This window comes from Afipia sp. OHSU_II-C1, assembly GCF_000497575.1.
GTDB lineage: Bacteria > Pseudomonadota > Alphaproteobacteria > Rhizobiales > Xanthobacteraceae > Afipia.
In genome coordinates this window covers 464,338-491,234 of sequence record NZ_APJI01000006.1, presented here as the reverse complement: position 1 = coordinate 491,234, position 26,897 = coordinate 464,338, and the positions used below count along the sequence as shown (strand labels likewise).

The 26,897-nt window shown below is 62.2% G+C and carries 29 protein-coding genes; 17 read left to right on the top strand and 12 right to left on the bottom strand.

The window, feature by feature from the left end:
• The first annotated feature begins 99 nt into the window (after positions 1-99).
• On the top strand, positions 100-540 hold the full coding sequence (locus I554_RS0107610; RefSeq protein WP_024576924.1) for a hypothetical protein: 441 nt from the start codon (positions 100-102) through the stop codon (positions 538-540).
• A 73-nt stretch (positions 541-613) separates the two neighbouring features.
• Here the strand turns inward: I554_RS0107610 and I554_RS0107605 are convergent, their stop codons facing one another.
• From I554_RS0107605 to I554_RS26285, 4 genes are all read right to left on the bottom strand, one after another.
• The gene (locus I554_RS0107605) at positions 614-1,054 is read right to left on the bottom strand and encodes a hypothetical protein (RefSeq protein WP_024576923.1); all 441 of its coding nucleotides are present in this window, start codon (positions 1,052-1,054) and stop codon (positions 614-616) included.
• Between the two features lie 89 nt (positions 1,055-1,143).
• Positions 1,144-1,515 (bottom strand): DUF883 family protein, encoded by a 372-nt coding sequence (locus I554_RS0107600; protein ID WP_024576922.1) that lies wholly within the window; start codon positions 1,513-1,515, stop codon positions 1,144-1,146.
• Between the two features lie 66 nt (positions 1,516-1,581).
• On the bottom strand, positions 1,582-2,703 hold the full coding sequence (locus I554_RS0107595; protein WP_024576921.1) for an AI-2E family transporter: 1,122 nt from the start codon (positions 2,701-2,703) through the stop codon (positions 1,582-1,584).
• A 2-nt stretch (positions 2,704-2,705) separates the two neighbouring features.
• A complete protein-coding gene (locus tag I554_RS26285) occupies positions 2,706-2,864 on the bottom strand; it encodes a DUF3309 family protein (protein ID WP_006022707.1) in 159 nt (52 codons plus the stop codon).
• A 224-nt stretch (positions 2,865-3,088) separates the two neighbouring features.
• Between I554_RS26285 and I554_RS0107585 the strand changes: the two genes are divergently transcribed.
• From I554_RS0107585 to I554_RS26820, 3 genes are all read left to right on the top strand, one after another.
• Positions 3,089-3,913: a L,D-transpeptidase gene (locus I554_RS0107585; RefSeq protein ID WP_024576920.1), complete on the top strand. Its 825-nt coding sequence runs from the start codon at positions 3,089-3,091 to the stop codon at positions 3,911-3,913.
• Positions 3,914-3,966: 53 nt separating this feature from the next.
• Complete coding sequence (locus tag I554_RS0107580) at positions 3,967-4,632, top strand: DUF2865 domain-containing protein (protein ID WP_192817752.1); 666 nt, start codon at positions 3,967-3,969, stop codon at positions 4,630-4,632.
• Positions 4,633-4,746: 114 nt separating this feature from the next.
• Positions 4,747-4,908, top strand: coding sequence for a Thivi_2564 family membrane protein (locus I554_RS26820; protein WP_152527659.1), 162 nt, complete (start codon positions 4,747-4,749; stop codon positions 4,906-4,908).
• Positions 4,909-4,979: 71 nt separating this feature from the next.
• Here I554_RS26820 and I554_RS0107570 read toward each other — a convergent pair whose 3' ends face one another.
• From I554_RS0107570 to cysD, 8 genes are all read right to left on the bottom strand, one after another.
• Positions 4,980-5,180: a CsbD family protein gene (locus I554_RS0107570; protein ID WP_019199909.1), complete on the bottom strand. Its 201-nt coding sequence runs from the start codon at positions 5,178-5,180 to the stop codon at positions 4,980-4,982.
• 56 nt (positions 5,181-5,236) lie between these two features.
• The gene (locus tag I554_RS0107565) at positions 5,237-6,907 is read right to left on the bottom strand and encodes a HAMP domain-containing methyl-accepting chemotaxis protein (protein WP_024576918.1); all 1,671 of its coding nucleotides are present in this window, start codon (positions 6,905-6,907) and stop codon (positions 5,237-5,239) included.
• A gap of 227 nt (positions 6,908-7,134) precedes the next feature.
• Positions 7,135-9,297 carry a malate synthase G gene (locus I554_RS0107560; protein ID WP_024576917.1) on the bottom strand — a complete coding sequence of 721 codons (2,163 nt, stop codon included), beginning with the start codon at positions 9,295-9,297 and terminating at the stop codon, positions 7,135-7,137.
• A gap of 205 nt (positions 9,298-9,502) precedes the next feature.
• Positions 9,503-10,384 (bottom strand): sulfate ABC transporter permease subunit CysW, encoded by an 882-nt coding sequence (gene cysW / locus I554_RS0107555; RefSeq protein WP_024576916.1) that lies wholly within the window; start codon positions 10,382-10,384, stop codon positions 9,503-9,505.
• Complete coding sequence (gene cysT / locus I554_RS0107550; protein ID WP_024576915.1) at positions 10,384-11,211, bottom strand: sulfate ABC transporter permease subunit CysT; 828 nt, start codon at positions 11,209-11,211, stop codon at positions 10,384-10,386. Before cysT (I554_RS0107550) ends, cysW (I554_RS0107555) begins: the two co-directional genes overlap by 1 nt.
• 123 nt (positions 11,212-11,334) lie before the next feature.
• On the bottom strand, positions 11,335-12,339 hold the full coding sequence (cysP, locus tag I554_RS0107545) for a thiosulfate ABC transporter substrate-binding protein CysP (protein WP_024576914.1): 1,005 nt from the start codon (positions 12,337-12,339) through the stop codon (positions 11,335-11,337).
• A gap of 31 nt (positions 12,340-12,370) precedes the next feature.
• Entirely contained in the window at positions 12,371-14,302 is a 1,932-nt protein-coding gene (gene cysC, locus I554_RS0107540) for an adenylyl-sulfate kinase (RefSeq protein ID WP_024576913.1), read from the bottom strand.
• 18 nt (positions 14,303-14,320) lie between these two features.
• On the bottom strand, positions 14,321-15,157 hold the full coding sequence (gene cysD, locus I554_RS0107535) for a sulfate adenylyltransferase subunit CysD (RefSeq protein ID WP_081710746.1): 837 nt from the start codon (positions 15,155-15,157) through the stop codon (positions 14,321-14,323).
• Between cysD and I554_RS27220 the strand changes: the two genes are divergently transcribed.
• From I554_RS27220 to I554_RS0107470, 13 genes are all read left to right on the top strand, one after another.
• Positions 15,156-15,374, top strand: coding sequence for a hypothetical protein (locus tag I554_RS27220; RefSeq protein WP_152528594.1), 219 nt, complete (start codon positions 15,156-15,158; stop codon positions 15,372-15,374). The genes cysD and I554_RS27220 overlap by 2 nt on opposite strands.
• 38 nt (positions 15,375-15,412) lie before the next feature.
• Positions 15,413-16,837 carry a siroheme synthase CysG gene (cysG, locus tag I554_RS0107525; protein WP_024576911.1) on the top strand — a complete coding sequence of 475 codons (1,425 nt, stop codon included), beginning with the start codon at positions 15,413-15,415 and terminating at the stop codon, positions 16,835-16,837.
• The gene (locus I554_RS0107520; protein WP_024576910.1) at positions 16,834-17,145 is read left to right on the top strand and encodes a DUF2849 domain-containing protein; all 312 of its coding nucleotides are present in this window, start codon (positions 16,834-16,836) and stop codon (positions 17,143-17,145) included. Before cysG ends, I554_RS0107520 begins: the two co-directional genes overlap by 4 nt.
• Positions 17,146-17,170: 25 nt before the next feature.
• Positions 17,171-18,826 carry a nitrite/sulfite reductase gene (locus I554_RS0107515; protein ID WP_024576909.1) on the top strand — a complete coding sequence of 552 codons (1,656 nt, stop codon included), beginning with the start codon at positions 17,171-17,173 and terminating at the stop codon, positions 18,824-18,826.
• Positions 18,813-19,325, top strand: a complete 513-nt coding sequence (locus I554_RS0107510; RefSeq protein ID WP_024576908.1) for a DUF934 domain-containing protein — start codon at positions 18,813-18,815, stop codon at positions 19,323-19,325. Before I554_RS0107515 ends, I554_RS0107510 begins: the two co-directional genes overlap by 14 nt.
• Entirely contained in the window at positions 19,322-20,071 is a 750-nt protein-coding gene (locus I554_RS0107505; protein WP_024576907.1) for a phosphoadenylyl-sulfate reductase, read from the top strand. Before I554_RS0107510 ends, I554_RS0107505 begins: the two co-directional genes overlap by 4 nt.
• 154 nt (positions 20,072-20,225) lie before the next feature.
• Positions 20,226-21,230, top strand: coding sequence for a sulfate ABC transporter substrate-binding protein (locus I554_RS0107500; protein WP_051358618.1), 1,005 nt, complete (start codon positions 20,226-20,228; stop codon positions 21,228-21,230).
• A gap of 26 nt (positions 21,231-21,256) precedes the next feature.
• Positions 21,257-22,099 (top strand): sulfate ABC transporter permease subunit CysT, encoded by an 843-nt coding sequence (gene cysT / locus I554_RS0107495; protein WP_024576905.1) that lies wholly within the window; start codon positions 21,257-21,259, stop codon positions 22,097-22,099.
• 8 nt (positions 22,100-22,107) lie between these two features.
• Complete coding sequence (cysW, locus tag I554_RS0107490; protein WP_024576904.1) at positions 22,108-22,971, top strand: sulfate ABC transporter permease subunit CysW; 864 nt, start codon at positions 22,108-22,110, stop codon at positions 22,969-22,971.
• The gene (locus I554_RS0107485; RefSeq protein WP_024576903.1) at positions 22,961-24,010 is read left to right on the top strand and encodes a sulfate ABC transporter ATP-binding protein; all 1,050 of its coding nucleotides are present in this window, start codon (positions 22,961-22,963) and stop codon (positions 24,008-24,010) included. The genes cysW (I554_RS0107490) and I554_RS0107485 overlap by 11 nt, the downstream gene beginning before the upstream one ends.
• A 193-nt stretch (positions 24,011-24,203) precedes the next feature.
• Positions 24,204-24,713: a CAP domain-containing protein gene (locus I554_RS0107480; RefSeq protein WP_024576902.1), complete on the top strand. Its 510-nt coding sequence runs from the start codon at positions 24,204-24,206 to the stop codon at positions 24,711-24,713.
• Positions 24,714-24,829: 116 nt separating this feature from the next.
• Positions 24,830-26,011, top strand: coding sequence for a patatin-like phospholipase family protein (locus I554_RS0107475; RefSeq protein WP_024576901.1), 1,182 nt, complete (start codon positions 24,830-24,832; stop codon positions 26,009-26,011).
• Positions 26,012-26,025: 14 nt separating this feature from the next.
• Positions 26,026-26,814: a 3-hydroxybutyrate dehydrogenase gene (locus I554_RS0107470; protein WP_024576900.1), complete on the top strand. Its 789-nt coding sequence runs from the start codon at positions 26,026-26,028 to the stop codon at positions 26,812-26,814.
• Positions 26,815-26,897 lie beyond the last annotated feature (83 nt).

Here is a 26,897-nt window from a genome sequence, read left to right as displayed (position 1 = left end):
TTCTCCAGCCGCTTGCCCGTGAGCTCGGAACGAAAGCCGGGCGGCCCACGTTGAATCCGAAAGCCGCAATCATGCGGCATGGCAGCGTAGGGGCGTCAGATGTCGTACATGGCTTCTGGAAGTCTTGGAGTGGTGGCCGCAGTGCTGGCACTGGGTGCCGTGCATCTCGAAGTGTCGGCAGGAAACGATCTGCTCGGTCCGGTCCAGCGTGGTGATGCCAGCACAGCGATGCCGGCTGCTCCGGCTCGCGAAGCCGTCACAATCAACGTCGATCGTTCGGCCAAGGGTGATCGTGCCCCGGTGGTGGCTGCCGCTGGCGGCGTGACGATTTCCTTCAAGGTGCCGGGCGTGGCCGATGCGTCGGTGATGGTCCGGATGCCTGCGGGTGAGGGCGCAGATGCCCTGCGCAAGGCCCCGGCATCGACCGTGGGCTCCGGCAAGGGATCATCGGCAGGAACGCGCCCCGTGGCGTGCGAACCGGTTGTGAGTGTTCTCACGGACGTCGCCAGGCAGCTTGCCCCCGGCCGTTGCATCACCTGATCTGCGGCTTCCAGCGAACAACAAAAAAGAGCGCCAGGCGGCGCTCTTTTTCGTTTTGTTGCTGTTGCGAAACTTATTCTTCTTCGTCGGGTTGGTCGCCGGCTGCCGGACGGCGGCTGGCCAATAGGCCCAGTGCAATGCCGCCGACCGCGACCAGTGGAATGATGCGCTTGAGCCCGATCGTACGCACGATCTGCAGTCCGGCCGCAAGCACCATGGGATCACTCAGCGCGGCCTGCATGGTGGATTTCGCCGCTTCAACGGGCTTCTTTTTGATCTGCCGTTTGCGGACGGCGTAACAGATCGCCGCCAGCACGGTTGCCACGAAGAATACGCCTGCTCCCGCGAAGCAGGCCTGCAGCAATCCGTATTTCTGGAGGACGAACACGAAGGCGGCTGCGCACAGAAACGAGGTCGTGATGAAGAGGCAGACCGCAACCGCAATCGCCAGCGAGGTGAGCCGCAATGCGCTGCCGGTGCTCTCCCGGAAGTCATCGATGAACTTCTGAAACATTGAAAACCCGATCAGTATTCGTCGAAAAATGGCAGGGCGTTACCACCGCTGGCGCGGATGCCGGCGGTGGCCGGGAAAAAATCCGGCGATTAACGGCGCCATGTCACACCGATCAGAAAGCCAAGCCCGATGGCGAGGCCGACCGCAGCCAGCGGGCGCTGCGTGATGGCGTCTTCAAGGGACTCCTCGAGCGTGCCGGCATAATCCTGCGCCGCGTCGAGCGCTTCGCTACCGCGCTTGCTCATGTCCGACATCACCGAATCCACGTCGGAACGGGCCTGTTTGTAGGCCCGCCTGGCCTGCTTGCGGGCGTCGCCCTTGAATGCTTCGATCACGTCCGAGAGCTGCTCTGCGAGTGCGGAAATATCGTTTTTCACGGCGTCTAAATCCTTCTGAAGGCGTTCGGATGTTGCTTTGTCCGTCATGGTCTTCATCGCGTCTTCACCATCGGTGCTCGACATCTAAAACTCCTGATAGCCACGGGGCGCGGTGCGAAAACGCGCGGTTCTCGTGAAGGTTCCATCGCTTTACGGGTCTGGTAACTGGGTGTCTTTGACCGGCATCAAGTGCTCCTTGAGGACCAGTCCGACGATCAGGATGGGCGACGACAGAAACGCACCCATCGGTCCCCACAGCCATGTCCAGAAAGCGAGTGCGATAAAGACCGCGAGCGCATTCAGTGCCAGCCGCCGGCCGATAATCGATGGGGTCACAAAATGCCCCTCGATGAAGGCGACAATGGCAAAGCCGCCCGCGGCGGCCAGCCCGCCGGCGAGCGTGCTTGACGTAATAACGCCCACGGCGGCGAGCACGACGAATGTCACAATCGGACCGATGATCGGAATGTAATTCAGTGTCGCGGCGAGCGCGCCGAGGCCTGCGGGATTCGGCATCCCGGTGACGGCGCAGATCAGTCCGGTCGCGATGCCGAGGCCCATGTTGATCAGTGTCACGGTGAGGAGATAGCCGCCGAGGCTGCTTTCGATCTCGTTCAGGATGCGCAGGACGCGCAGCCGCTCGTCACGATCGGTAAAGTTCAGGATCAGCGCCCGGCGCAGGTCCGGCCAGCTTGCAATGAAAAGAACGAGGACCGCGAAGAACAGCAGGATCTCGGTAAGCGTGGGAGACAGGAATTCCAGCGTGGGCTGGACCCATTCGATCTTCGGCAGGGAAAAGGCCGGCTCGCCGGGTGCAGGGGTTGCCCCAAACAGCGCCTGCAACTGATGCCAGAATGCGAGGGGCCGATCGAAGACATGAAACTTGTCCTTCAGCGACGGACCGAGCTCCGGAAGCCGCGTCGACCATTCCATCACCGGCGCGGAGATGAGCGCGATCATGAAAACGAGCGCGGCGAAGGTGGCGGAAACAATGAGCACCGCCGACGCCGATCGGGGAATTCCGTATTTCTCGAGAAATTTTGCAGCCGGCGAGAGCATCGTTCCGATCACCAGTGCGGTGACCGTGGGCAGGAAGAATGCCCGCGCGACATAGAGAACGGCGATGACGCTGATGATCAGCAATGCGACCAGCGAAAACGAAATGATGTCCGCACGGCTCACGGTCAGAGGCCGCTGTTCTTTCCGCTCGTCCGGCGGTTCTGTTACCGCCGGACCTTTTGACTCGCGCACCTCCCGGCGCAAGCTGGGCATCGTCAGATTCTGCCTAGCAGCAGAAGGATGACCACGATCACCAGAATGGTGCCGACAATTCCCGACGGGCCATAACCCCAGTTCGCGCTATGGCCCCAGCTTGGAATGACGCCGAGCAGGATCAGGATCAAAATAATGACGAGAATGGTGCCAAGAGACATGACTAAAGTCCTCGATTTGCGCCGGGGCCCACTGTCATGCACCGGCTTCAGGGACCGCTAACCGGCAGGCAGTCCCAATGTTCCGCCGCCGCGGCTTGAACCTGCCGGCTGCGGATTCTCACAAATCATTTCGGGGCGAGGCGCGTTCGGAACCAAAAGCCGCAGGCCCGCGTTCGCTCTGTATCCGCATCACACGATGCCATCGCAGAACCCGAGGGCAGGTCATGACACATTCGGCACAGGCGAATTCAGTGTCTCGAAATTCTTCCCGGATCTTCACCGCGTCCCTTCGATCCGCCCGCGGTCTCACCGTCGCGGCGCTGGCTTTCCCGATCTTTGCGGCGACCCCGGCGATGTCGCAAACGCTTGGATATGCAGGTGTTTACCAGGGAGCGCCGGAAAGGACCTTCTGGTCGGACCAGCAGTCTCTGCCCTCGCCGGGCGTGACCGAAGACGATGGCGCTACGGTTCTTCCCGAACGGCTTCAGCGCAAGATCGTCTCGTTCGAAAGCCGCGAAGCGCCGGGCACGATCGTGATCGATACCGGCAACACCACGCTCTACTACGTGCTGGGCCAGGGCCGCGCCATTCGCTATGGCGTGGGCGTCGGCCGAGAGGGCTTCACGTGGTCGGGCGTGCAGACCGTCTCGCGCAAGGCGGCGTGGCCTGACTGGCATCCGCCGGCGGAGATGATCGCACGCCAGCCGTACCTGCCGCGGTTCGTTGCGGGCGGTCCGGGAAATCCGCTGGGCGCTGCTGCGATGTATCTCGGCACCAGCTCCTATCGCATTCATGGCACCAACGATCCCTCGACCATCGGAAAGTTTGTCTCCAGCGGCTGCATCCGCCTGACCAATGAGGACGTGCAGGATCTGGCCAGCCGCGTCACCGTCGGCACCAAAGTGATCGTGCTGCCGAAGAGCAGCCGTCTCGAAGCGGGTGTGAGCAAGGAACGAGTGGTGCCGAGGGCAGGCGCGCCGAAGCCGCTTCGCGTCAGCGACACGGTGCCGCACACGTCACATAACGTCAAATTGTCCGGATTGTATTGAGCGAAAATTTGAGCATGCAGTGTAGCGGATGGACCGAGGCTGAAGGGGGCATGATGCGTCAGGGAAAGTTGTATTACCGATCGATGGCGGCTGCCGTCGCGATTGGGCTTGTCGCGTTAGCTGGTGCACCCTCAGCGCATGCCCGCGATTTTTTCTCGTCCTTCTTCGGCGGCGCCTTCAATGATAACGCGCGTCCAAGCCCGCCGCCGGAGTCGATGCCGTTCGCTTCTCCGTTCGGCGACGGGCAGCAGCCAAACCGGCGCGTCAACATCTATGGCGGCAGCTACAGCGGCGGATCGACGACGTACTGCGTGCGGACTTGCGATGGCCGTTACTTCCCCGTCACCGCATCCGACGGGCAGACCAAAGCGGAGGCCTGCAAGAGCTTCTGTCCTGCGACCGAGACGAAAATCTATCACGGCGGCTCGATCGACAACGCGTCGAGCGATACCGGCCGATCGTATTCGGATCTGCCGAACGCGTTCCGCTATCGCAAGGAGCTTGTCGCCGGCTGTACCTGTAACGGCAAGGATTCCGTCGGACTGGCACCGGTCAAGATCGAAGATGATCCGACCCTGCGCAGCGGCGACATCGTCGCCGGCGCGGATGGCCTGATGGTTGCGGGCTATAGCCGCCGCAGCGCCGCGCTGAATTTTACGCCGGCACCGAAATCCGTTCGCGCGAAATTCGAACGGCTGCCTGTCGTCGCTGCGCAGTAAGCATGACCATGATCGTTGTTCCCTAAAGGGAACCAAACCTCAGCGGAATTGTTGACGTGCCGGGATACGGGACATGGCTCTCGCACCCAGCCGAACCGATCATGAGGGGTTACCATGTCTTTGCTTATCAGTATCCTGATCACGTTTCTTGTCGTTATTCTCGTTCTTTATCTCGTCAATCTGCTGCCGATCGACGGCCGCGCCAAGCAGATCGTGCGTGCCATTGTCATTATCATCGGCATTATCTCGATCCTGAAATATCTCGCGGTGTTCTAGTCGTCGCGACCGGTTCGTGACAAACAAAAAGCCCCGGCGGAATGCCGGGGCTTTTCATCAATCTGGTGCGATTACTTTAACGTCTTGAACCAGTCGTCCACGTCCTTGTGGATCTGATCCTTGGCGAAGCCGTAGCGCTGCTGGAGCTTACCTTCGAGCTGTTCGCGGCGGCCCTCGATGACATCGAGATCGTCATCGGTGAGCTTGCCCCATTTTTCCTTGGCGGCGCCCTTGAACTGCTTCCAGTTACCTTCAACGCGGTTCCAATCCATCGTCATCCTCCAGTGTTGGAAAGACCGATAACGATGCGGTGGCGTGAACGTTCCCGCTAAGCCGCCTTCACGCTGCCGAGGAACACGCGAACCTCGCTCTGCAAATCGTCAGACTGTTGCGACAACCGGCCAGCCGCACCAAGTACCTTCTCGGCAGCAGAACCGGTATCGGTTGCAGCCTGCCGGACGCCGCCAATGTTGGCGGTGACTTCCGCGGTGCCGGCCGAAGCGAGCTGCACGTTCTGGGCAATCTCCTTGGTTGCGACGGATTGCTCTTCGACTGCGGCAGCGATGGCGGACGCGATCTTGCTGATGTCGTTGATCGTCGTTCCGATGTTCTGCACCGCGCCGACGGCATCGCGCGTGGCGATCTGAATCTCGTCCACCAGCGCCGAGATTTCCTCGGTGGCCTTGGCGGTCTGGGTGGCGAGGCTTTTGACTTCCGTCGCAACGACGGCAAAGCCACGTCCCGCTTCACCCGCGCGAGCCGCTTCGATCGTGGCATTGAGCGCAAGCAGGTTGGTCTGCGACGCGATGGTCTGGATCAGCGTGACCACTTCGCCGATCTTCTGGGCTCCTTCGGCAAGCGCCTGCACCGTCTGGTCGGTGCGCTGAGCCTCGGCCACTGCGGTGTTGGCAATGGTCGCCGACTGCGTGACCTGACGGCTGATTTCACCGATCGACGATGAAAGCTCCTCTGCCGCCGCGGCGACCGATTCGACGTTGAGCGATGCCGTTTCCGCGGCGGAAGCAACGGCGGTGGACTGCTGGTTGGTTTCTTCCGCGGTGGCCGACATCGATTGAGCTGTCATCTGCATGTCGCTCGACGCCTTCGACAGGAGTTGAACGAGATTGCCGACCTTTCCTTCGAACTCGAGCGTCAGCCGTTCCATCTGCGCGGCGCGCCGTTCCTTGGCGGTGCGTTCGTTGAGCTGTTCAGCTTCGAGCCTTTCGCGCTCGATACCGTTCTGCTTGAAGATCTGCACTGCGCGGGCCATGTCGCCGATTTCGTCCTGCCGCTGCGTGTTCGGCACCTCGGCGGCGTAGTCCTGCTTGGCAAGGCGCGTTACGACGGTGACAAGCTGAGTCAGCGGCGTGACCACACGGCGGTTGAACACGAAATAGAGGATCGCGATGAAAGTGAGGGCGGACAGGATGGTCATCACCTCGGCGATGTTGCCCATCCAGCGTGCGCGGCTCTGGGCGCTTTCCGCTTCGAGCCTGGCACGGGTGTTCATCTTGCTCTGGAATTCATCCAGCGGCTGCACGATCACGGCCTTGTTGCGATCGTAGTTCGCATCGAACATCAGCTTGCGGGCCTGCTCGAGATCGCCTTTCTGCACGGCGGCCATCGCCGCTTCCTCGGTCTTGATCAGGGCGTCGGAATTGGCCTTGGCCTTTTCGATCAAGTCCAGTTCAGCCTTCGGAGCGCCGAGCTGGGTCAGGCGCTGGACGACGCGGTCGCGGGTTTTGGTCTGATTTACCTCGCGCCAATAGGCGTCGTAATGCTTCTTCTCACCGAAGATGGTGTATCGCCGCGCCTCGTTGGTCAGCAAGTCGGAGCCGGCGGCGAGATCGGCGCCCAACTGCTTGAATTCGGCCTGCCGTGCGACCGCCTGCCGTTCGGATTCGATGCTGGCGTCCGCGATCCAGAGACTGGCGCCGGTGACTGCGGCGAGGCCGATGGCGGCCATAGAGGACAGCTTCGTGGCAAGCGATGCACGCATAGAGTTCTTCTTCCTTGTGTGAGCCCTGCATTCGCGCAGGAAGGGCGGGACCGTCTTTGAGGGTGGTCAGCGCGAGGCGTGCCACCGAATCGATCATTCACGACGCGTTGTTAAGATGGCGTAAACCGTAAACGAACCGCAGAACGCCTTGGTATCTGGGCCCGCTCAAACAAAAACCCCGGCGCGGGCGCCGGGGTTTCCATCTTTACGTCAATGAAGTCGGCCGATCAGCCTGCCGCTTTCGCTTCCTTGCGGCGCGCATGCAGGATGAACTCGGTGTAGCCGTTCGGCTGCTCGCGGCCCTTGAAGATCAGGTCGCACGCGGCCTGGAATGCCACGCCGTCGAACTTCGGCGCCATCGGCTTGTAGAGCGCATCGCCTGCGTTCTGCTTGTCCACGATCGCCGCCATGCGCTTGAGGGATTCCATCACCTGATCCTTGGTGACGACGCCCTGATGCAGCCAGTTGGCGAGATGCTGCGCGGAGATGCGCAGCGTGGCGCGGTCTTCCATCAGACCGACATCGTGAATATCCGGCACCTTGGAGCAGCCGACGCCCTGATCGATCCAGCGCACCACATAACCGAGGATGCCCTGGCAGTTGTTGTCGATCTCCTGCTTGACGTCGTCCGGCGCCCAGTTCGACTGCGACACCGGAATGGTCAGGATGTCCGACAGCTTCGCCTTCGGACGGCTCTTCAGTTCCTTCTGGCGCGCGCCGACGTCGACCTGATGATAGTGCAGGGCGTGCAGCGTTGCGGCGGTGGGCGAGGGGACCCACGCGGTCGATGCGCCGGCCTGCGGATGCGCGATCTTCTGCGCCAGCATGTCGGCCATCTTGTCGGGCGCGGCCCACATGCCCTTGCCGACCTGGGCGTGACCCGGCAGGCCGTTGGCCAGACCGGTGTCCACGTTCCAGTCCTCGTAGGCCTTGATCCAGGGCTGCGCCTTCATGTCGTTCTTGCGGATCATCGGGCCTGCTTCCATCGACGTATGGATTTCGTCGCCGGTGCGGTCGAGGAAGCCGGTGTTGATGAAGCAGATGCGCTGCGCTGCGTTCTGGATGCAGGCCTGAAGATTCACCGTGGTGCGGCGTTCCTCGTCCATGATGCCGACCTTGAGCGTGTTGGCCGGAAGGCCGAGCATCTTTTCGACGCGGCCGAACAGATCGACGGTCAGCGCGACTTCATCCGGGCCATGCATCTTCGGCTTGACGATGTAAACCGAGCCCTTGCGGCTGTTCTTCAGCTTGCCCTTGCCCTTCAGGTCATGAAGCGCGAGCAGACCGGTGACGGCGGCATCGAGAATGCCTTCCGGAATTTCCTCACCCGAACTGTCGAGCACGGCGTCGGTGAACATGTGATGGCCGACGTTGCGGATCAGCATCATGCTGCGGCCGTGCAGCTTCACTTCGCCCTTGCCGTCTGCCGCGGTGTAGACACGGTCGGCATTGAGCGCGCGGGTCAGGGTCTTGCCGCCCTTCTCGAAGTCGGCCGACAGCGTGCCGTCCATCAGGCCGAGCACGTTGCGATAGACCAGAACCTTGTCCTCGGCATCGACGGCGGCAACCGAGTCTTCCATGTCGAGAATGGTCGAGACGGCCGATTCCAGAATCATGTCGGCCACGCCGGCCGGATCGTCCTTGCCGATGGTGTTGTTGCGGTTGATCTGCACATCGATGTGCATGCCGTTGTTGACCAGCAGGATCGAGGTCGGCGAGGCGGCATCGCCCTGATAGCCGACGAGCTGGGCCTTGTTCTTGAGCGCGGTGGCGTTGCCGCTCTTGAGCTTGGCGGCAAGCTGGCCGTGCTCGATGTGATAGGCGGTGACGTCGCTGTGGTTGCCGGTCGCGAGCGGCACGGCCTGATCGAGGAACGCCTTGGCCTTGGCGATCACCTTGTCGCCGCGTGCCTTGTTGTAGCCCTTGCCGCCTTCGCTTGGATCGTGCGGGATCGCATCGGTGCCGTAGAGCGCATCATAGAGGCTGCCCCAGCGGGCGTTCGCCGCATTCAGCGAATAGCGCGCATTGGTGAGCGGCACCACAAGCTGCGGCCCGAACATCGAGGCGAGTTCTTCATCGACATTCGCGGTCTGCACTTCCTTGGCGGCGGGCTCCGGCAGCAGGTAGCCGATCTCCTTGAGGAAGGCGGTGTAGGCATTCATATCGAACGCCTTGCCCTTGTTCGCCTTGTGCCAGCCGTCGATCTTGGCCTGCAGCGCATCGCGGGTGGCGAGCAGCTCGCGGGTCCGGGGGGCCAGATCCTTGACGATTCCGGCAAGGCCCGCCCAGAAGGCGTCGGTCGATACGCCGGTACCGGCGGTTGCTTCCTTGGCAATGAAGTCGAACAGAACAGGAGCGATCTTCAGACCGCTGGCGTCGATACGTTTCATGATAAATCCCACGGAAAACGGCGTTCTAAAACGCTGTTTTGAGGCCTCAGGTAAGGTGATGATGGCCACGGAAAGTGGCGTCGTGCGGAAGGTTTTAGCGCCAAAGACGGGCCCATGAGAAGGCCCTTCCCTCGTCCGAAAGGCGTATACCACCCCGTCCGCAGGGGCCGTCAACCAGCGCATTTCGCAGGCAGTTCTGCCGCGATTAGTGGCCAATTCCGCTGTGCGGTACTTCGTTGCTGTAGCGTTCCAGCGCCATCTTGATCAGGATGGTGATCAGCGCCACGGCGGTCAGCACGGTCGCGGCGGCGAAGGCCCCGGCGACATTGTAGTCCTGATAGAGCAGTTCGATCTGCAGCGGCAGGGTGGTGGTCTGGCCACGGATATTGCCCGAGACTACCGAGACCGCGCCGAACTCGCCCATCACCCGCGCGTTGCAGAGAATGGCGCCGTAGACCACGGCCCATTTCACGTTCGGCAGCGTCACCCGCCAGAATGTGGTGAAGCCACCCGCCCCGAGCGTCACCGCGGCTTCTTCCTCGTCGGTGCCCTGCACCTGCATCAGCGGAATCAGTTCGCGCGCAACGAAGGGTGCGGTCACGAACAGGCTCGCCAGGAAGATCGCCGGCAGTGCGAACATCACCTTGATGCCCAGCGACTCTAGCAGCGGTCCGAACAGCCCCTGCGAGCCGTAGACGAACAGATAGGCGACACCGGCGACGATCGGCGAGATCGAGTAGGGCAGTTCGATCAGCGAGATCAGCAGCGTGCGGCCGGGGAAATCGAACTTGGTCACCGTCCACGCCGCCGCGAGGCCGAACAGGATGTTGATCGGCACCACGATCAGCGCCGTCAGCAGCGTCAGGAATATGGCGTGGACTGTCGCGGGTTCCGTGAGGTTGCGCATGAAAACGCCGACGCCGGATGACAGACCCGACGTGACGATCAGCACAAGCGGTGCCACCAGAAAAAATGCCGTCAGAACCAGCACGGTCCACAGCACGATCCGCCGCGTGACCTTGCCGCCACCCACCGGGTGGTGCATCCATTCGGCCTGTTCGCTGGCGCGGTCTGGTGCAATCGACATCAAACTTCCCCGCGGCCAACGTAACGCAGATGCCAGGCCTGCACCACGTTGGTGAAGAGCAGCATCACGAACGCCATCAGCAGCATGACGGTGGCAATCGCCGCCGCAGCCTCATAGTTGTATTCTTCAAGCCGGATGTAGGTCAGCAGCGCGACGATTTCGGTCTTCATCGGCTGGTTGCCCGCAATGAAGATCACCGCGCCGAACTCGCCGAGGCTGCGGGCGAATGACAGTGAGCAGCCGGCAAGGAAGGCCGGGAAGATCGCAGGGAAGATGATCTTCCACAAAATCTGGAAATCGTTGGCGCCGAGCGAGCGGCCCGCTTCCTCGACTTCCGAGCCGAGATCCTCGATCACCGGCTGCACCGTGCGCACAACAAATGGGATGCTGGTGAAGGCCATCGCCATCGCGATGCCGAGCGGCGTGTAGGCAACCGCGATGCCGATTTTGTCGAGCGGCGCACCGAACCAGCCGTTCTTGGCGAACAGCGCTGTCAGGGCGAGGCCTGCAACCGCGGTCGGCAGCGCGAACGGGACATCGACCAGTGCGTCGAGAATGCGCTTGCCGAGAAACTCGTAGCGCGCCAGTACCCAGGCTAGCAGCAAACCATAAATGGCATTGAAGATCGTGGCCGCGAAGGCCATCGTCACGGTGACCCGGATCGCCGAGAGCGTGCGCGGCGACGACAGGATGTCCCAAAGCTGTGTCAGTCCGATGCCCGATGCTTTCAGCAGCAGCGCGCAAAGCGGGAGCAGGACGATTGCCCCGAGATAGAGGACCGTCGTGCCCAGCGCCAATCCGAAACCTGGGATGACCCGGCGTCGCAAATTGAATCATCCACTTCCGAAGTGAAAGAACGATCTTTCCCTGTCATTGCGAGGAGCGTAGCGACGAAGCAATCCATCTTCGGTGGATTGCTTCGCTTCGCTCGCAATGACGAAACAATCGCCTTACCTGTTCGCGCCGCCAAACAACTGATCGAGCTTCGCGCCGGGATTGAGGTGCTCGGCGTTGACCTTGTCCCAGCCGCCGAATTCCTTCTCGATGGTGACGAGCTTCACCGCCGGGAACTTGTCCTTGAACTTCTCGGCGACCGACTTGTCGTTCACGCGATTGTACTGTTTGGCCAGAATGGTTTGTCCTTCCGGCGTGTACAGGAATTCCAGATAGGCCTTGGCGAGCGCCTGCGTGCCGTGCTTGTCGGCATACTTGTCGACCACAGCCACCGGAAATTCCGCCAGCAGGCTCTGCGACGGCACCACGACCTGATACTTGTCGGCGCCGGCGATGTCGCGAATGCCGTTGGTCTCGGCCTCGAAGGTGATCAGCACGTCGCCGGTCTGGCGCTCGACGAAGGTGGTGGTCGCCGCGCGGCCGCCGGTGTCGAACACCGGGACATTGGCGAACAGCTTCTTGACGAACTCGTCGGCCTTCTCGGCGCTGTCATACTTGGTCTTGGCGTAGGCATAGGCGGCCAGATAGGTGTACTTGGCGTTGCCCGAGGTCTTCGGGTTCGGGAAGATCACCTGCACGCCGGGCTTCACCAGATCGTCCCAGTCCTTGATGTTCTTCGGATTGCCTGCGCGCACCAGGAACGCCGGCAGCGAATAGTACGGAGACGAATTGTTCGGCAGCCGCTTCTGCCAGTCGGCGGGAATGAGCTTGCCCTTGTCGTGCAGCACCTGAACGTCCGGCACCTGATTGAAGGTCACGACGTCGGCTTCAAGGCCTTCGAGGATGGCGCGGGCCTGACGCGTCGAGCCGTTGTGCGACTGGTTGATGGTAACGTCCTGTCCGGTCTTGGCCTTCCACTGTTTGGCGAATTCGACATTGATCGCCGCGTAGAGCTCGCGGGCGATGTCGTAGGACACGTTCAAAAGCGTGTTCGGTGTCTGCGCGTGGGCCGCGGTGATGAAACCGAAGCTGGCGGCGAGAGCGATAAGGGTCTTACGCAATGTGGTCTCCTGTGACGTGCGTCGAAGACGCTCAGATATTGGCGGCGAGATCGACGAGTTCGCCGAACAGGACGCCGGTATTCGCCAGCAGCCGTTCGATTTCGTCGGCCGCGTCCGCCACCGAACGTGCCGACGTGTCGATGGTCAGTTCGGCGTTGGCAGGCGGCTGATAATCGTTGGCGATGCCGGTGAAGCTCGGCAGGTTGCCGGCGCGTGCCTTGGCGTAGTGGCCCTTCGGATCGCGGCTTTCGCAAACCTCGGCCGGTGTCGCGACATAGACCTCGCGGAACAGGTCGTCGGCGATGTGCCGCGCCTGTGCCCGGTCGTCGCTGGAGGGAGAGACGGCGGCGACAATGGCAATATGGCCGTTGCGCGCCAGATGCGTCGCCACCTCGGCAAGGCGGCGGATGTTTTCCGTGCGGTCGGCGTGCGAGAATCCGAGGTCGCGGTTGAGGCCTGCGCGCACGGTGTCGCCGTCGAGCAGGACCGGCGAGCCGCCGCGCGTGAACAGCTTGCGTTCGAGCGCGCGCGCCAGCGTTGATTTTCCCGAACCCGGCAATCCGGTCAGCCAGACCACGGCGCCGCCATGGCCGAAGCGTGCGGAGCGCTCATCCGGCCGCAGCGCGGATTCGACCGGCACGATATCGACCGGCTCGGCGCGCTGGCCGGAATCGACGCTGAGCACCAGGCCGCCACCGGCGATCCGGCCGTTCACCTCAATCACAAGGCGTCCGGTGCGCGGATTGTCCGTGTAGGGGTCGGCCGCAACGGGCTTCGCCAGCGCGATGTCGATCTCGCCGACATGATTGCGCGCAATCGCAGAGGTCTCGACGCTGGCGAGTTCGCCGGGATCGACAGCCTTGTTGATCTCGACGATGGTGGCGCGGGTCTCCATGGTGCCGAGGCGGACCAGCACCGACATGCCCGCTTTCAGCGGCGTGTCGTGCAGCCAGAAAATGCGTGCGTGAAGCCGGCGGGTGTCGCGGGGCGTGGCATGCGAATGCGCGATGATGTCGCCGCGCTCCAGAAACAGTTCGCGGTCCAGCGTGATGCCGACCGAGCGGCCTGCACCTTGCCGTGCGAGCAGCGGGGTCTGCGGCCAGCTCTCGACCGACTTGACCTTGGCCACCTTGCCTGCGGGCATGATGACGATTTCATCACCGGGGCCGATGTTGCCGGATTCGACGCGGCCGGCGACGATACGGCGGTCGTCGAACTTGTAGATCGCCTGCACCGGAAACCGCAGCGTCAGTTCGTCGAGCGGGCGCGCCGGGGTCAGCGCATCGAGCGCTTCGACCACCGTGGGTCCGCTGTACCACTTGATGTTGGGCGTTCGTTCGGCAACGCCGTCACCGTCGCGGGCCGAAATCGGGATGATCGCGGTAGGTGTGACGCCGAGCCCGGTGAGATGCGCCGAAATTTCGTCGCTGATCTCCTTGAAGCGCGCCGCGCCGTAGTCGACGCGGTCCATCTTGTTGACGACGACGGCGACCTGTTTGACGCCGAGCAGATGCAGCAGATAGCCGTGACGGCGGGTCTGGTCGCGCACGCCTTCAAGCGCGTCGATGATCAGTACGGCGGCATCGGCCTGCGAGGCGCCGGTGATCATGTTGCGCAGGAATTCGGCGTGGCCGGGCGCGTCGATCAGTACCACGTCGCGCGACGGGGTGCGGAAGCGGATCTGCGTGGTGTCGATGGTGATGCCCTGGTCGCGCTCGGTCTGCAATGCGTCGAGCAGAAACGACCATTCGAACGGCATGCCGCGCCTTGCGCTGACGGCCTTCAGCATCTCCAGCTTGCCGTCGGGCAGGCTGCCTGTTTCATGCAGCAGGCGTCCGACCAGCGTCGACTTGCCGTGATCGACGTGTCCGACGATGACGATGCGGACCTGAGGACGGGTCGCACTATGCGGCGCGGGGGCGATTGAAGCCTTGGACTCGATTTTGGAAACAGCGATGTTCATCGGGGCGCTCATCTAACGTCAGAGATAACCGGCGACACGAAGCCGCTCGAAGGCATCTTCGGTTTCGTGGTCGAGCGCGCGTCCGGCACGCTCCGGCACTTTCGTGGCTTTCAGTTCGGCCAGGATTTCCTCGATGTTCGAGGCATCCGATACCACAGGATTGGTGATGTCCTGATCGCCCAGCGAGCGGTAGCGCTTGCCGTTGTTCGATAGATAGAGCGGAATGATCGGAATGTTTTCGCGCTGGGTGTAGGCCCAGATGTCTTCCTCGGTCCAATGCAGGATCGGATGGATGCGCAGGTGAGCGCCTTGCGGCGGCGATGCGTTGAAATGATCCCAGAATTCCGGGGGCTGGTCGCGCACGTCCCAGCCGCCTTCAAGGCCGCGTGGGGAGAACACGCGCTCTTTCGCGCGGGTCGCTTCCTCGTCACGGCGGATGCCGGCGATCAGTCCGTCGAAGCCATATTTGGCGAGGGCCAGCTTCAGGCCTTCGGTCTTGCGCGCGGCGGAGCGGGCGGCTGGCGGCAGTGTCGGATCGATCTCTTCGATCGGCGGGCAGTAATCCACCTTGAGATCGAGACCCCATTCCTTCGCGTACTGATCGCGGAAGGCATACATCTCGGGGAATTTCTTCTGGGTGTCGACGTGCAGCGCCGGGAACGGCACCTTGCCGAAGAACGCCTTGCGCGCCAGCCAGATCATCACATTGGAATCTTTGCCGAGCGACCACAGCAGCGCGAGCTTCTTCAGCCGCGCGAAGGCTTCCCGGAAAATGTAGATGCTCTGCGCTTCGAGCTCGTCCAGATGGTCCATTGAAGGCACGGACAGTTTGGAAGGTGCGGAAGAAGACGCCATGACGTTACTCCATCCCGGACGCGGCGGGCGCCCAAAGGCTATCGGTTTCGCGGAACGCAGCAGCCCTCAGACGGGACGGATCGCCATCCAGATGGGTGATGAGAAGATGCATCTCTTTTGCGCGCTGTTTGTGGTACCAAATTCTAATTTTGCGGCGCAGCGTAGAAGAAATAATTTTCTCTTTATGCCGCTTGCAAGATACATAAATAGAAAATAATTTCAGTCAACCCTGTAAATGGGGAAGCGGAGTTTCGCATGCGGTTTCTGCCGGTATTCCTTGATCTGCAAGCCGGTCCCATCGTTCTGGTGGGGGAAGGCGAGCCTGCACAGGCAAAATTACGCCTGCTGCTGGCGGCGGATGCACGCGTGCGCTGGTACGCGACCGACGGCCATCATGATGTCTCGCGGCTTGATGCTGCGTCGGCCGAGCGCATTGAGCGCGCCGACGGCGATCCGCTCGCCGCCGATCTTTCCCATGTCATTGCCATTCTCTGCGCAGGCGCCGGTGATACCGGTCACGCCATGGCGGCGCGCGCACGCGTCCTCGGCATTCCCGTCAATGTGATGGATGAAGCCGCGCATTCTACATTCATTGTCCCGGCCATCGTCGATCGCGGTGACGTTGTCGTCGCCGTCGGCACCGGCGGTACATCGCCTGTGGTCGCGCGCCGTGTGCGCGAGCGTATCGAGGCGCTGCTGCCTGCGCGCATCGGCGATCTCGCGTCGTTTGCCGGACGCTGGCGTGACTCGATCAAGTCGCGGCTCCCCGATCTCGCCATGCGCCGGCTGTTCTGGGAGCGCGTGATCGACGGGCCGATCGGGGCGGACGTGCTTGCGGGACGCACGCAGGACGCCGAGCGCAAGCTGATCTCGATTCATGATCCGGTGGCATTCGCGGCGAGCGGCGGCGAAGGTTTTGTCACGCTGGTCGGCGCGGGGCCGGGCGATCCGGATCTGCTGACGGTCAAGGCGCTGCGCGCGCTGCAGGATGCCGACGTGGTGTTCTACGACGATCTGGTGACGCCCGAGATTCTCGATCGTGTGCGCCGCGACGCCGCGCGGGTGCCGGTGGGCCGCCGTGTTGGCAAGCCCGGCATCGGACAGGACAAGATCCATCGCCTGCTCATCGAAGCGGCGCAGTCCGGCAAGCGAGCTGTGCGTCTCAAGGGCGGCGATCCCTTTATCTTCGGGCGCGGCGGCGAAGAGATCGCGGCGCTGCGCGCGGCAGGTGTGGCTTACTCTGTTATTCCCGGCATCACAGCCGGTCTGGGCGCCGCAGCCCAGTCCGAAGTGCCGCTCACCTATCGCCAGGAGGCGCTGCGCATCACGTTCCTTACCGCCCACAAGGCGGAGGACGCCGGCAACGTCGACTGGTCCGCGCTGACCGACACCAAGATGACCGTCGTGGTCTACATGGGCATGACGGCCGCACCGACCATTCGCGAAGGCCTGCTGGCTGCTGGACGCTCGCCCGAAACGCCGGTGGGTGTGTTCGCGCGCGCGACGCGGCCGGACGCCAAGGCCGTGGTCGGCAAGCTTCGCGATCTGCCTGCGCTCGCCGAACAGGTCGAGCGTGGTCCCGCAATCCTGATTATCGGCGACGTCGTCGCTCGATCCGCCCCGTGGCGCAATGCGAACCCGGATGACCTCATCTCTGACCTATTAATGGCTGCCGAATGACCTCACCTCTGCAACAGAAAATCAAAATCAACGGCCCGTCCATCGTCACCGCCAACCGCACCGGCGATGGAGCCGTGATCTATCGCACCGTTTCTCATGGCTGGTCGGTCAGGCTGTCCGACGCCGCCATCGTCCGGAACGCAGATGATGCGCGCGCCCTGCTCGCTGAATCGGTCGCCGACGATGTCGGCGCGGTGGGCGCCTACATCGCGCCGGTGGAAATCGGCGAGGATGGCATCCAGCCGGGCAATCTGCGCGAGAAAATCCGCCAGCAAGGCGTCACCATCGATCTTCTCGTTTCGGCCTGAGCCGCGACCCTTCAAGGCAATCGTTATGTACGCTTACGACGAACTCGACCGGACCATCGTCAACGAACGCGTCCTGGAATTCCGTGACCAGGTGGCGCGCCGTCTGTCCGGCGAACTGACGGAAGACGAATTCAAGTCGTTGCGCCTGATGAACGGCGTCTATCTGCAACTGCACGCCTACATGCTGCGGATCGCGATCCCGTACGGGACCCTGTCGTCGAAGCAGATGCGCGCGCTGGCGCATGTCGCGCGCAAGTATGACCGCGGCTACGGCCATTTCACCACCCGGCAGAATATCCAGTACAACTGGATCAAGCTCGCCGAATTGCCCGACGCGCTGGCGGATCTCGCCGAGGTCGGCATTCACGGCATGCAGACCTCGGGCAACTGCATTCGCAACGTGACCTCCGACCAGTGGGCGGGCGTGGCGCCGGGCGAAGTCGAAGACCCGCGCATCTGGGCGGAAATCCTGCGGCAGTATTCGACGCTGCATCCGGAGTTCTCGTTCCTGCCGCGCAAGTTCAAGTTCGCCATCACCGCAAGCGAACACGATCGCGCCGCCATCAAGGTTCACGACATCGGCCTGCGCATTCACAGGAATGCCGCCGGCGAGACCGGCTTCGAGGTGCTGGTCGGTGGCGGTCTGGGCCGCACGCCGTTCATCGGCAAGACCATCAATGAATTCGTCAGCCACCGCGACATCCTGAGCTATGTCGAGGCGATTCTGCGCGTCTACAACCAGTACGGCCGCCGCGACAATATCTACAAGGCGCGCATCAAGATCCTGGTCCACGAGCTTGGCATCGAGAAATTCAAGCGGGAGGTCGAGGAGGAGTGGGTGCAGATGCGCGACGGCGCGCTGGCGCTCGACGAGGCCGAGATCGAGGACATCCGCTCGCGCTTCTTCTATCCGAAGTACGAAAAGCTTTCGGACACGCCGGACGAGCTGAAAAAGGCGCTGCAAAATCCGAATTTCGAGGCGTGGTACAAGAACTCCGTCGCTGAGCACAAGCAGCCCGGTTACGGCATCGTCACGCTGTCATTGAAGCCGGTGGGCGGCCCTCCGGGCGATGCGACCGCCGAGCAGCTCGATGAGATCGCCGATCTCGCCGACAAATATTCGTTCGGCGAAATCCGGGTCGGTCACGAGCAGAATCTGGCGCTGCCGCATGTCGCCAGGCGCGATCTGCCGGCGCTGTGGCGTGCGCTCGACAAGATCGGCGTCGCGACGCCGAACGTGAATCTCGTCACCGATATCATTGCCTGCCCCGGTCTCGATTACTGCTCGCTCGCCAACGCCCGTTCGATTCCGATCGCACAGGAGATCACCCGTCGGTTCGCCAACCACGACACGGCGAACCTGATAGGCCGGCTGCACGTCAATATCTCCGGCTGCATCAATGCCTGCGGTCATCACCATGTCGGCCATATCGGCATTCTCGGCGTCGAGAAGAACGGCGAGGAATTCTACCAGATCACCATCGGCGGCCGCGCCGACGAGAATGCCGTGCTCGGCAACCTCGTGGGGCCTGCGGTGCCGTTCGATCAGGTGGCCGATGTGATTGAGGACATTGTCGAAGCCTATCTGGCGCTGCGCCAGCGGCCCCAGGAGCTGTTCGTCGATGCGGTGAAGCGTCTTGGCGTCGAGCCTTTCAAGGAGCGGGTCTATGCCACTCGTTAAGGGCAACGCCATCGTCACCGACGAATTCGTGCATCTTGCCGACGACGCGGAACTTCCCGCCGGCGGCGCGGTGCTGGTTCCCGCCGAGCGCTTCCTGAAAGATCCGGAAGCCGCGCTGTCGCGCAGCGGCAAGACTGGCGTGATCTGGCCGAACAACCGCGACGTCGACGATCTCTTGCCATATCTCGGCAGACTGGCGGCGGTGGCGCTGGTGTTTCCGGTGTTCCGGGACGGCCGCGCCTACACGCAGGCGCGCCTGCTGCGGGAGCGTTACAAGTTTCGCGGCGAGCTGCGCGCCACCGGTCAGGTGCTGCGCGATCAGTTCGTGTTCATGCTGCGCGCCGGGTTCGATGCGTTTGAAGTGAAGAAGCAGAGCGATGCCGAGGCCTTTGCAATCGTCGCGAAGCGTTACTCGGTGTTCTATCAGCCGACTGGCGACGGCCGCGTCACGGCGTTTCATCGCCGGCTGATGCATCTGCCGGAAGGAGTACGCTCATGACCGTTGCTACACCGTCCTTCCTGTCGCCGTCATCCGCGACGCCGTCGTCATCGCGGATCGTTGCCGAAGCGGCCGAACTCGACCGCGCGCTCGCCAAGGCGTCGCCGGGAGAGATCATCACGGCTGCCATCAAGGCTGTCGGCCGCGACAAGCTGGCGGTGGTGTCGTCATTCGGCACCGAGTCGGCGGCGCTGCTGAAGATCGCAGCGGATGTCGATCCGGCGATCCCGGTCGTGTTTCTCGACACCGGCTGGCTGTTCGAGGAAACGCTGGCCTATCGCGATACGCTTACGAAGCTGCTTGGGCTGACCGATGTGCGCACGATTCATCCGCTGACGGAGACGCTTGATCGCGAGGACAAGGATCGCGATCTGTGGTTCTCAAACCCCGATCAGTGCTGCTTCATCCGCAAGGTCGAGCCGCTGGCGCGTGCGCTGTCGTCGTTCGATGGCTGGATCAATGGCCGCAAGCGGTTCCAGGGCGGCGACCGCGCCGCAATTCCGGTGGTCGAGGCCGACGGTGCGCGGCTGAAGTTCAATCCTCTTGCGAATGCGACGCTGGATGAACTGAAAGCGCTGTATTCAACAATGAATCTGCCGCCGCATCCTTTGGTCGCATCCGGCTTCACCTCGATCGGGTGTATGCCTTGCACCAGCCGAACGCTTCCCGGCGAGGATCCGCGCGCGGGCCGCTGGCGCGACCGAGGCAAGACGGAGTGCGGGATTCACGTCACCAAAACTTCGTAAAATTTTGCCTTCTTGAAAATCGCGATTTCTTGGAACGTTTGTCCAGCATCCTTGCTAAGAATGAAATCCGGTTTCGTTGACATAACCACGCGAGTTCCAGAGTTTCACGCCTTCCCTGATGGCGATGATGTCGTCAGTTCGAATGGAGTTTGAAATGGTTCGCCCCAATTCAGTGATTAGCCGTCTTCTGCTGATCGGAAGTCTGGTCTGGGCAGGCTCGGCGCTTGCTGCGGATGTGTCGCTGCTCAATGTGTCGTACGATCCGACGCGCGAGCTCTATGGTGATTTCAACAAGGCGTTCGCTGCTGCGTATCAGAAGGACACCGGCAAGAGCATCGAGATCAAGCAGTCGCATGGCGGCTCGGGATCGCAGGCCCGTTCGGTGATCGACGGTTTGCAGGCCGATGTGGTGACGCTGGCGCTCGCCTATGACATCGATGCGATCGCGGGCAAGGGGCTGCTGAAGAAGGACTGGCAGAAGAGCCTGCCGCAGAATTCGTCGCCGTACACCTCGACCATCGTGTTCCTCGTGCGCAAGGGCAATCCGAAGGGCATCAAGGACTGGGACGATCTGATCAAGAGCGGCGTGCAGGTCATCACGCCGAACCCGAAGACCTCCGGTGGCGCGCGCTGGAATTATCTCGCGGCGTGGGGTTACGCGCTGAAGAAGTACGGCTCCGAGGACAAGGCCAAGAAATTCGTCGGCGATATCTTCAAGAACGTGCCGGTGCTCGATACCGGCGCGCGCGGCTCGACGGTGACGTTCGTGGAGCGCGGCGTCGGCGACGTGCTGCTGGCGTGGGAGAACGAGGCGTTCCTCGCGGTGAAGGAATTCGGCAAGGACAAGTTCGAGATCGTGGCGCCGCCGCTGTCGATCCTGGCCGAACCGCCGATCGCGGTGGTGGACACGGTTGCTGACAAGAAGGGCACCCGCGCCGCTGCTGAAGCCTACCTGAAATACTGGTACACCAAGGAAGGCCAGGAAATTGCGGCGCGCAATTTCTATCGCCCGCGCGACGCAGCGGTCGGCGAGAAATATGCGGACGCCTTTGCAAAGGTTGACCTTTTTACGATCGACGACGTGTTCGGCGGTTGGACCAAGGCGCAAAAGGAGCACTTCGGTGAAGGCGGTGTTTTCGATCAGATCTACAAGAACTGATCTGATCGCGGAGTGATGGGGGCATCGTGAGCGGAGGAGCAGGACGACGACGGGCATTGCCGGGTTTTGGCCTCACCATGGGGCTGACGCTGACATGGCTGTCGATCATTGTGCTGATTCCGCTCGCGGGTCTTTTCCTCAAAACCTCCGAACTGAGCCTGCTTCAGTTCTGGGACATTCTCACCGCCCGGCGCACGCTCAACGCGCTGAAGATTTCGTTCGGCCTCGCGTTCCTTGCCGCGCTCGTCAATCTCGTGATGGGCATGGTCATCGTCTGGGTGCTGGTGCGTTACAGGTTTCCCGGCCGCCGTATCTTCGATGCCATTGTCGATGTCCCGTTCGCGCTGCCGACGGCTGTTGCCGGCGTGGCGCTGACGGCGCTGTTCGCGCAGAAGGGCTGGCTCGGTGCGCCACTGGCGGAGTGGGGCATTAAAGTCGCCTTCACGCCGATCGGCATTTTCGTGGCGATGATCTTCATTGGTTTTCCGTTCGTGGTGCGCACGGTGCAGCCGGTGCTGCTCGATCTTGAAGTCGAGGTCGAGGAAGCCGCCGCAAGTCTCGGCGCGTCGCGCTGGGACATTATCCGGCGTGTGATCCTGCCAAGCCTGACGCCGGCGATTCTCACCGGCTTCGCGCTCGCGTTCGCTCGCGCCGTTGGAGAATACGGCTCGGTCATCTTCATCGCCGGCAACCTGCCGAACGTCTCGGAAATCGCGCCGCTCCTGATCGTGATCCGGCTGTCGGAGTTTCGTTACGCGGATGCGACGGCGATCGCTGTGATCATGCTGGTTGTCTCGTTCCTGATTATCTTCACCATCAACCGCATTCAACGCTGGGCGCAAACGCGCGGCGTCGCGGTTTCGGTCTGAGCGGCGTCATGGCCACCAAACAACGCATCGCGCCCGCGTATCAGGTCAGAACCGAGCCCGCTTGGGTGCGCTGGTTTCTCATCACCATTGCCGTCGGCTTCCTGACGATCTTTGTGGTGCTGCCGCTGGTCGTGGTGTTCACCGAAGCGTTCTCGAAAGGCATCGGCGCTTATCTCGCTGCGCTGTCCGATCCTGAAGCGCTGTCGGCGATCAGGCTGACGCTGACCGTCGCCGTCATCTCGGTGGGACTGAACCTCGTGTTCGGCGTGATCGCGGCCTGGGCCATCGCGAAGTTCGAATTTCCCGGCAAGGTGTTCCTGATCACCCTGATCGATCTTCCGTTTTCCGTCAGTCCGGTGATCTCGGGTCTGGTGTTCGTATTGCTGTTCGGCGCGCAGGGCTACTTCGGCACCTGGCTGATGGCGCATGGCGTCCAGATCCTGTTCGCGGTGCCCGGCATCGCGCTGGCGACGACCTTCGTGACGTTTCCGTTCGTGGCGCGCGAACTGATCCCGCTGATGCAGGAGCAGGGAACCCAGGAGGAGGAGGCGGCGATTTCGCTCGGCGCATCCGGCCTGCGCACCTTCCTGCGGGTCACCATCCCCAACATCAAATGGGGCATCCTTTACGGCGTTTTGCTCTGCAATGCCCGCGCCATGGGCGAATTCGGCGCGGTTTCGGTGGTCTCGGGCCATATCCGCGGCGAGACCAACACCATGCCGCTGCTCGTCGAAATCCTGTACAATGAGTACCAGTTTGTGGCTTCGTTCGCGATCGCCTCGCTGCTCGCATTCCTGGCGCTCGTCACGCTGATCGTGAAAACGGTCCTCGAAAGCCATCTCGAAGAAGGACAGACCGCAAGTGACGATTGAAGTCCGCAACATCGTGAAGAAGTTCGGCACCTTTGCCGCACTCGATCATGTCGATCTCAAGGTTGCCACCGGCGAGCTGGTGGCGCTGCTCGGGCCGTCGGGATCGGGCAAGACCTCGTTGCTGCGTATCATCGCGGGTCTCGACTGGCCGGATGAAGGCTCGGTGATCTTCGACGGCGAGGATGCGCTGTCGCGCGGCGCCGGCGAGCGTCATGTCGGTTTCGTATTCCAGCACTACGCGCTGTTCCGCCACATGAGCGTGTTCGAGAACGTCGCGTTCGGTCTTCGCGTGCAGCCGCGATCGGTCCGCAAGGACGAGGCGCACATCAAGAAGCGCGTAAAGGAGTTGCTCGATCTGGTGCAGCTCGACTGGCTGGCGGACCGCTATCCGAGCCAGTTGTCCGGCGGTCAGCGGCAGCGCATCGCGCTGGCGCGTGCGCTCGCCATCGAGCCGCGCATCCTGCTGCTCGACGAACCGTTCGGCGCGCTCGATGCCAAGGTGCGCAAGGAACTGCGCCGCTGGCTGCGCCAGCTCCATGACGAGATTCACGTCACCTCGATTTTCGTCACCCACGATCAGGAAGAGGCGCTGGAAGTCGCCAACCGCGTGGTGGTGATGGACAAGGGCAAGATCGAGCAGATCGGCACGCCCGGTGACGTTTACGACAATCCGGCCACCGCCTTCGTGCACGGCTTCATCGGTGAATCCATCGTGCTGCCGGTGCAGGTGTCGGACGGCAAGGTCCGCCTCGGCGACAAGGTGCTGAACCTCGAGCCGCGCGACGCCGCGTCCGGCCCGTCGAACCTCTTTATCCGTCGCCATGACGTGTCGATCGTGCCGAACGGCAGCGGCATCCTTGAGGGTGACGTCAAGTATGTGCGTGCGTTCGGCCCGACCCAGCGGGCGGACGTGGTGCTGCATAACGGCGCCAACGAGACCCTGATCGAGATCGATGCGCCGCGCGACCGCGACCTCAAGCCCGGCGATGTGGTCAGCCTGCAGCCGCGCCGCTACCGGCTGTTCCCGGCCGCCTCCTGATCGCTCTTTTCCGTCATTGCGAGGAGCGCAAGCGACGAAGCAATCCAGCTTTCCCAAGAATGGATTGCTTCGCTTCGCTCGCAATGACCGTTGGGACTGTCGCCGGAATGGCAGGTTCCCCTAATCAACGCCGCGTTCACCTTTCAGCCACGGTTGGTGTGCAACAAGTGCCGACCATTGGTTGGGGAAGCATATGATACGCGTGGCGGGGGCCATTCTGGCGCTGACGATCCTGAGCGGCTGCGGAACGGGCGGCGAACCGTCCACCGAGCAGCCGGCGTTCTATCTCAGCATGGCCAATGCCGGTGCGAAGCTCGATCCCAACGTCGCGGCCTCGATGATCTCCGGCTACCGGCAGAACAACGGCCTCGGCGCGGTTCAGGTCGATCCCCTGCTGATGAAGGCCGCCGAGGCGCAGTCGAACGCCATGGGCGCCCGCAACAAACTCGATCACAACGTGGCGGGACCGCTCGACAAGCGCATCAAGGCCTCGGGTTTCGACGCCACCAAGGCGGTCGAAAACGTCTCGGCCGGCTATCACACCCTCGCGGAAGCCTTCTCGGGATGGCGCGACTCGCCGCCGCACAAGGCCAACATGCTGGCCAGCGGTGTCACAAAAATGGGCATTGCGGCGACTTATGTCCCGAACACCAAATACAAGGTGTTCTGGACATTGATCCTGGCCGCGCCGGATTCCAGATAGGCAGCCAGATAAAACTTCTGTGACGTTCCTCGCATTTTCGCCGATTGACGCGGCTGCGAACTGGGGCCACCGTGCTGCAACATCGGTTCCCTGCCGGTGTCGTCGAGTGATGGCCTATGGATCAGCTTTCCCCCCACAGAGAGACAGCCGTATCGATCCCCGCAGAGGCGCAGCGCGTGCTGGTCCTGCAAGGCGGGGGCGCGCTTGGCTCCTATCAGGCCGGGGCCTATCAGGCGCTCTGTCATCACGATTTCGAGCCGAAATGGATTGCGGGTATTTCGATCGGTGCGATCAACGCTGCGATCATTGCCGGCAATCCGAGAGAAAAACGGGTCGGAAAGCTCAAGGAGTTCTGGGAACTGGTGTCGTCGGGTTCGCCGATGCCCTGGGCTCCGCTCGTGCAGAGCGATCATGTGCGCTCGGTGTTCAACGAAACCAGCGCCGCGCTGATCGCGACCTTCGGCGTGCCGGGCTTTTTCACGCCGCGTTTTCCGCCGGCGCCGGTCTGGCCGCCGGGCAGCCCGCAGTCGCAGAGCTATTACGACACCACGCCGCTGCGCGGAACGCTGGAGCGGCTGGTGGATTTCGATCGCATCAACAGTGACGGCGTGCGCCTGAGTGTCGGTGCGGTCAATATCAGGACGGGGAATTTCGAATACTTCGACAATCACGAGTTCAAGAAACGCGGCAAGAAAATCGGGCCGGAGCACATCATGGCCTCCGGCGCGTTGCCGCCGGGTTTCCCGCCCATCGAAATCGAGGGCGAGCATTACTGGGACGGCGGCATCGCCTCCAACACGCCGCTGGACTATGTGCTGGATGCCGAGACCAAGACCGATCTCCTGATTTTTCAGGTCGATCTGTTCAGCGCGCGCGGGCCGTTGCCGCAGTCACTGGTCGAGGCGGCCGAGCGTGAAAAGGACATCCGGTATTCCAGCCGAACGCGCATGAACACCGACAAGGCCAAGAAGGTTCACGATGCCAAGAAGGCCGTGCGCGAACTGATCGCCAAGCTGCCGGAGAGTTTCAAGGACGACCCGCTGGTCGCCACGCTCAATGAGGCGGCGAAGGAGAACACCGTGACGGTGGTTCACCTGATCTATCGCAGCAAGACGCATGAAGCCTCGTCGAAGGATTACGATTTCTCGCGGATCGGAATGGTCGAGCACTGGGCGGCGGGCGAGCGCGACGTCTACACCTCCATGTCTCATCCGGAATGGCTGAACCGGCCGCAATCCGGCGAGACCATGGTGACTTACGATCTTTGCGAGAACGGTTTGCAATACATCAAGCGGTAAACAGGAGCGAATAAATGGGTACTCTTTCCGGCAAGACGGCAGTGGTGACGGGTTCGACCAGCGGCATCGGCCTCGCATATGCGCGCGCCTTTGCCAGCGCGGGCGCGAATATCGTGATCAACGGCTTCGGTGTGCCGGCCGACATCGAGAAAGAGCGCTCGGCCATCGAGAAGGAGTTCGGCGTCAAGGCGGTTCATTCGCCCGCCGACATGACCAAGCCCGCGGAAATCGCCGAAATGATCGCGCTTGGCGAAAAGACGTTCGGCTCGGTGGACATTCTGGTCAATAACGCGGGCGTCCAGTTCGTCTCGCCGATCGAGGATTTTCCCATCGAGAAATGGGACATGATCATCGCGATCAATTTGTCGTCGGCGTTCCACGCCATTCGCGCCGCGGTGCCCGGCATGAAGAAGCGCGGCTGGGGCCGCATCATCAACACCGCGTCGGCGCACTCGCTGGTCGCTTCGCCGTTCAAGTCGGCCTATGTCTCCGCCAAGCACGGCATCGTCGGCCTGACCAAGACCGTGGCGCTGGAAGTGGCGACCCACAAGATCACGGCCAACTGTATTTCGCCGGGCTATGTCTGGACGCCGCTGGTGGAAAAGCAGATTCCCGACACCATGAAGGCGCGCGGATTGACCAAGGAGCAGGTCATCAACGACGTTCTGCTCGACGCCCAGCCGACCAAGGAGTTCGTCACCGTCGATCAGGTTGCGGCGCTGGCGCTGTTTCTCACCAGCGACGCTGCGGCGCAGATCACCGGCGCGAACCTGTCGATCGATGGCGGCTGGACGGCGGAGTAATTATCGCCGTCGTTCCGGGGCGCGAGCATAGCGAGCGAGCCCGGAATCCAGATGCTATAAGTTCTGATGTCAGACTGATCGAG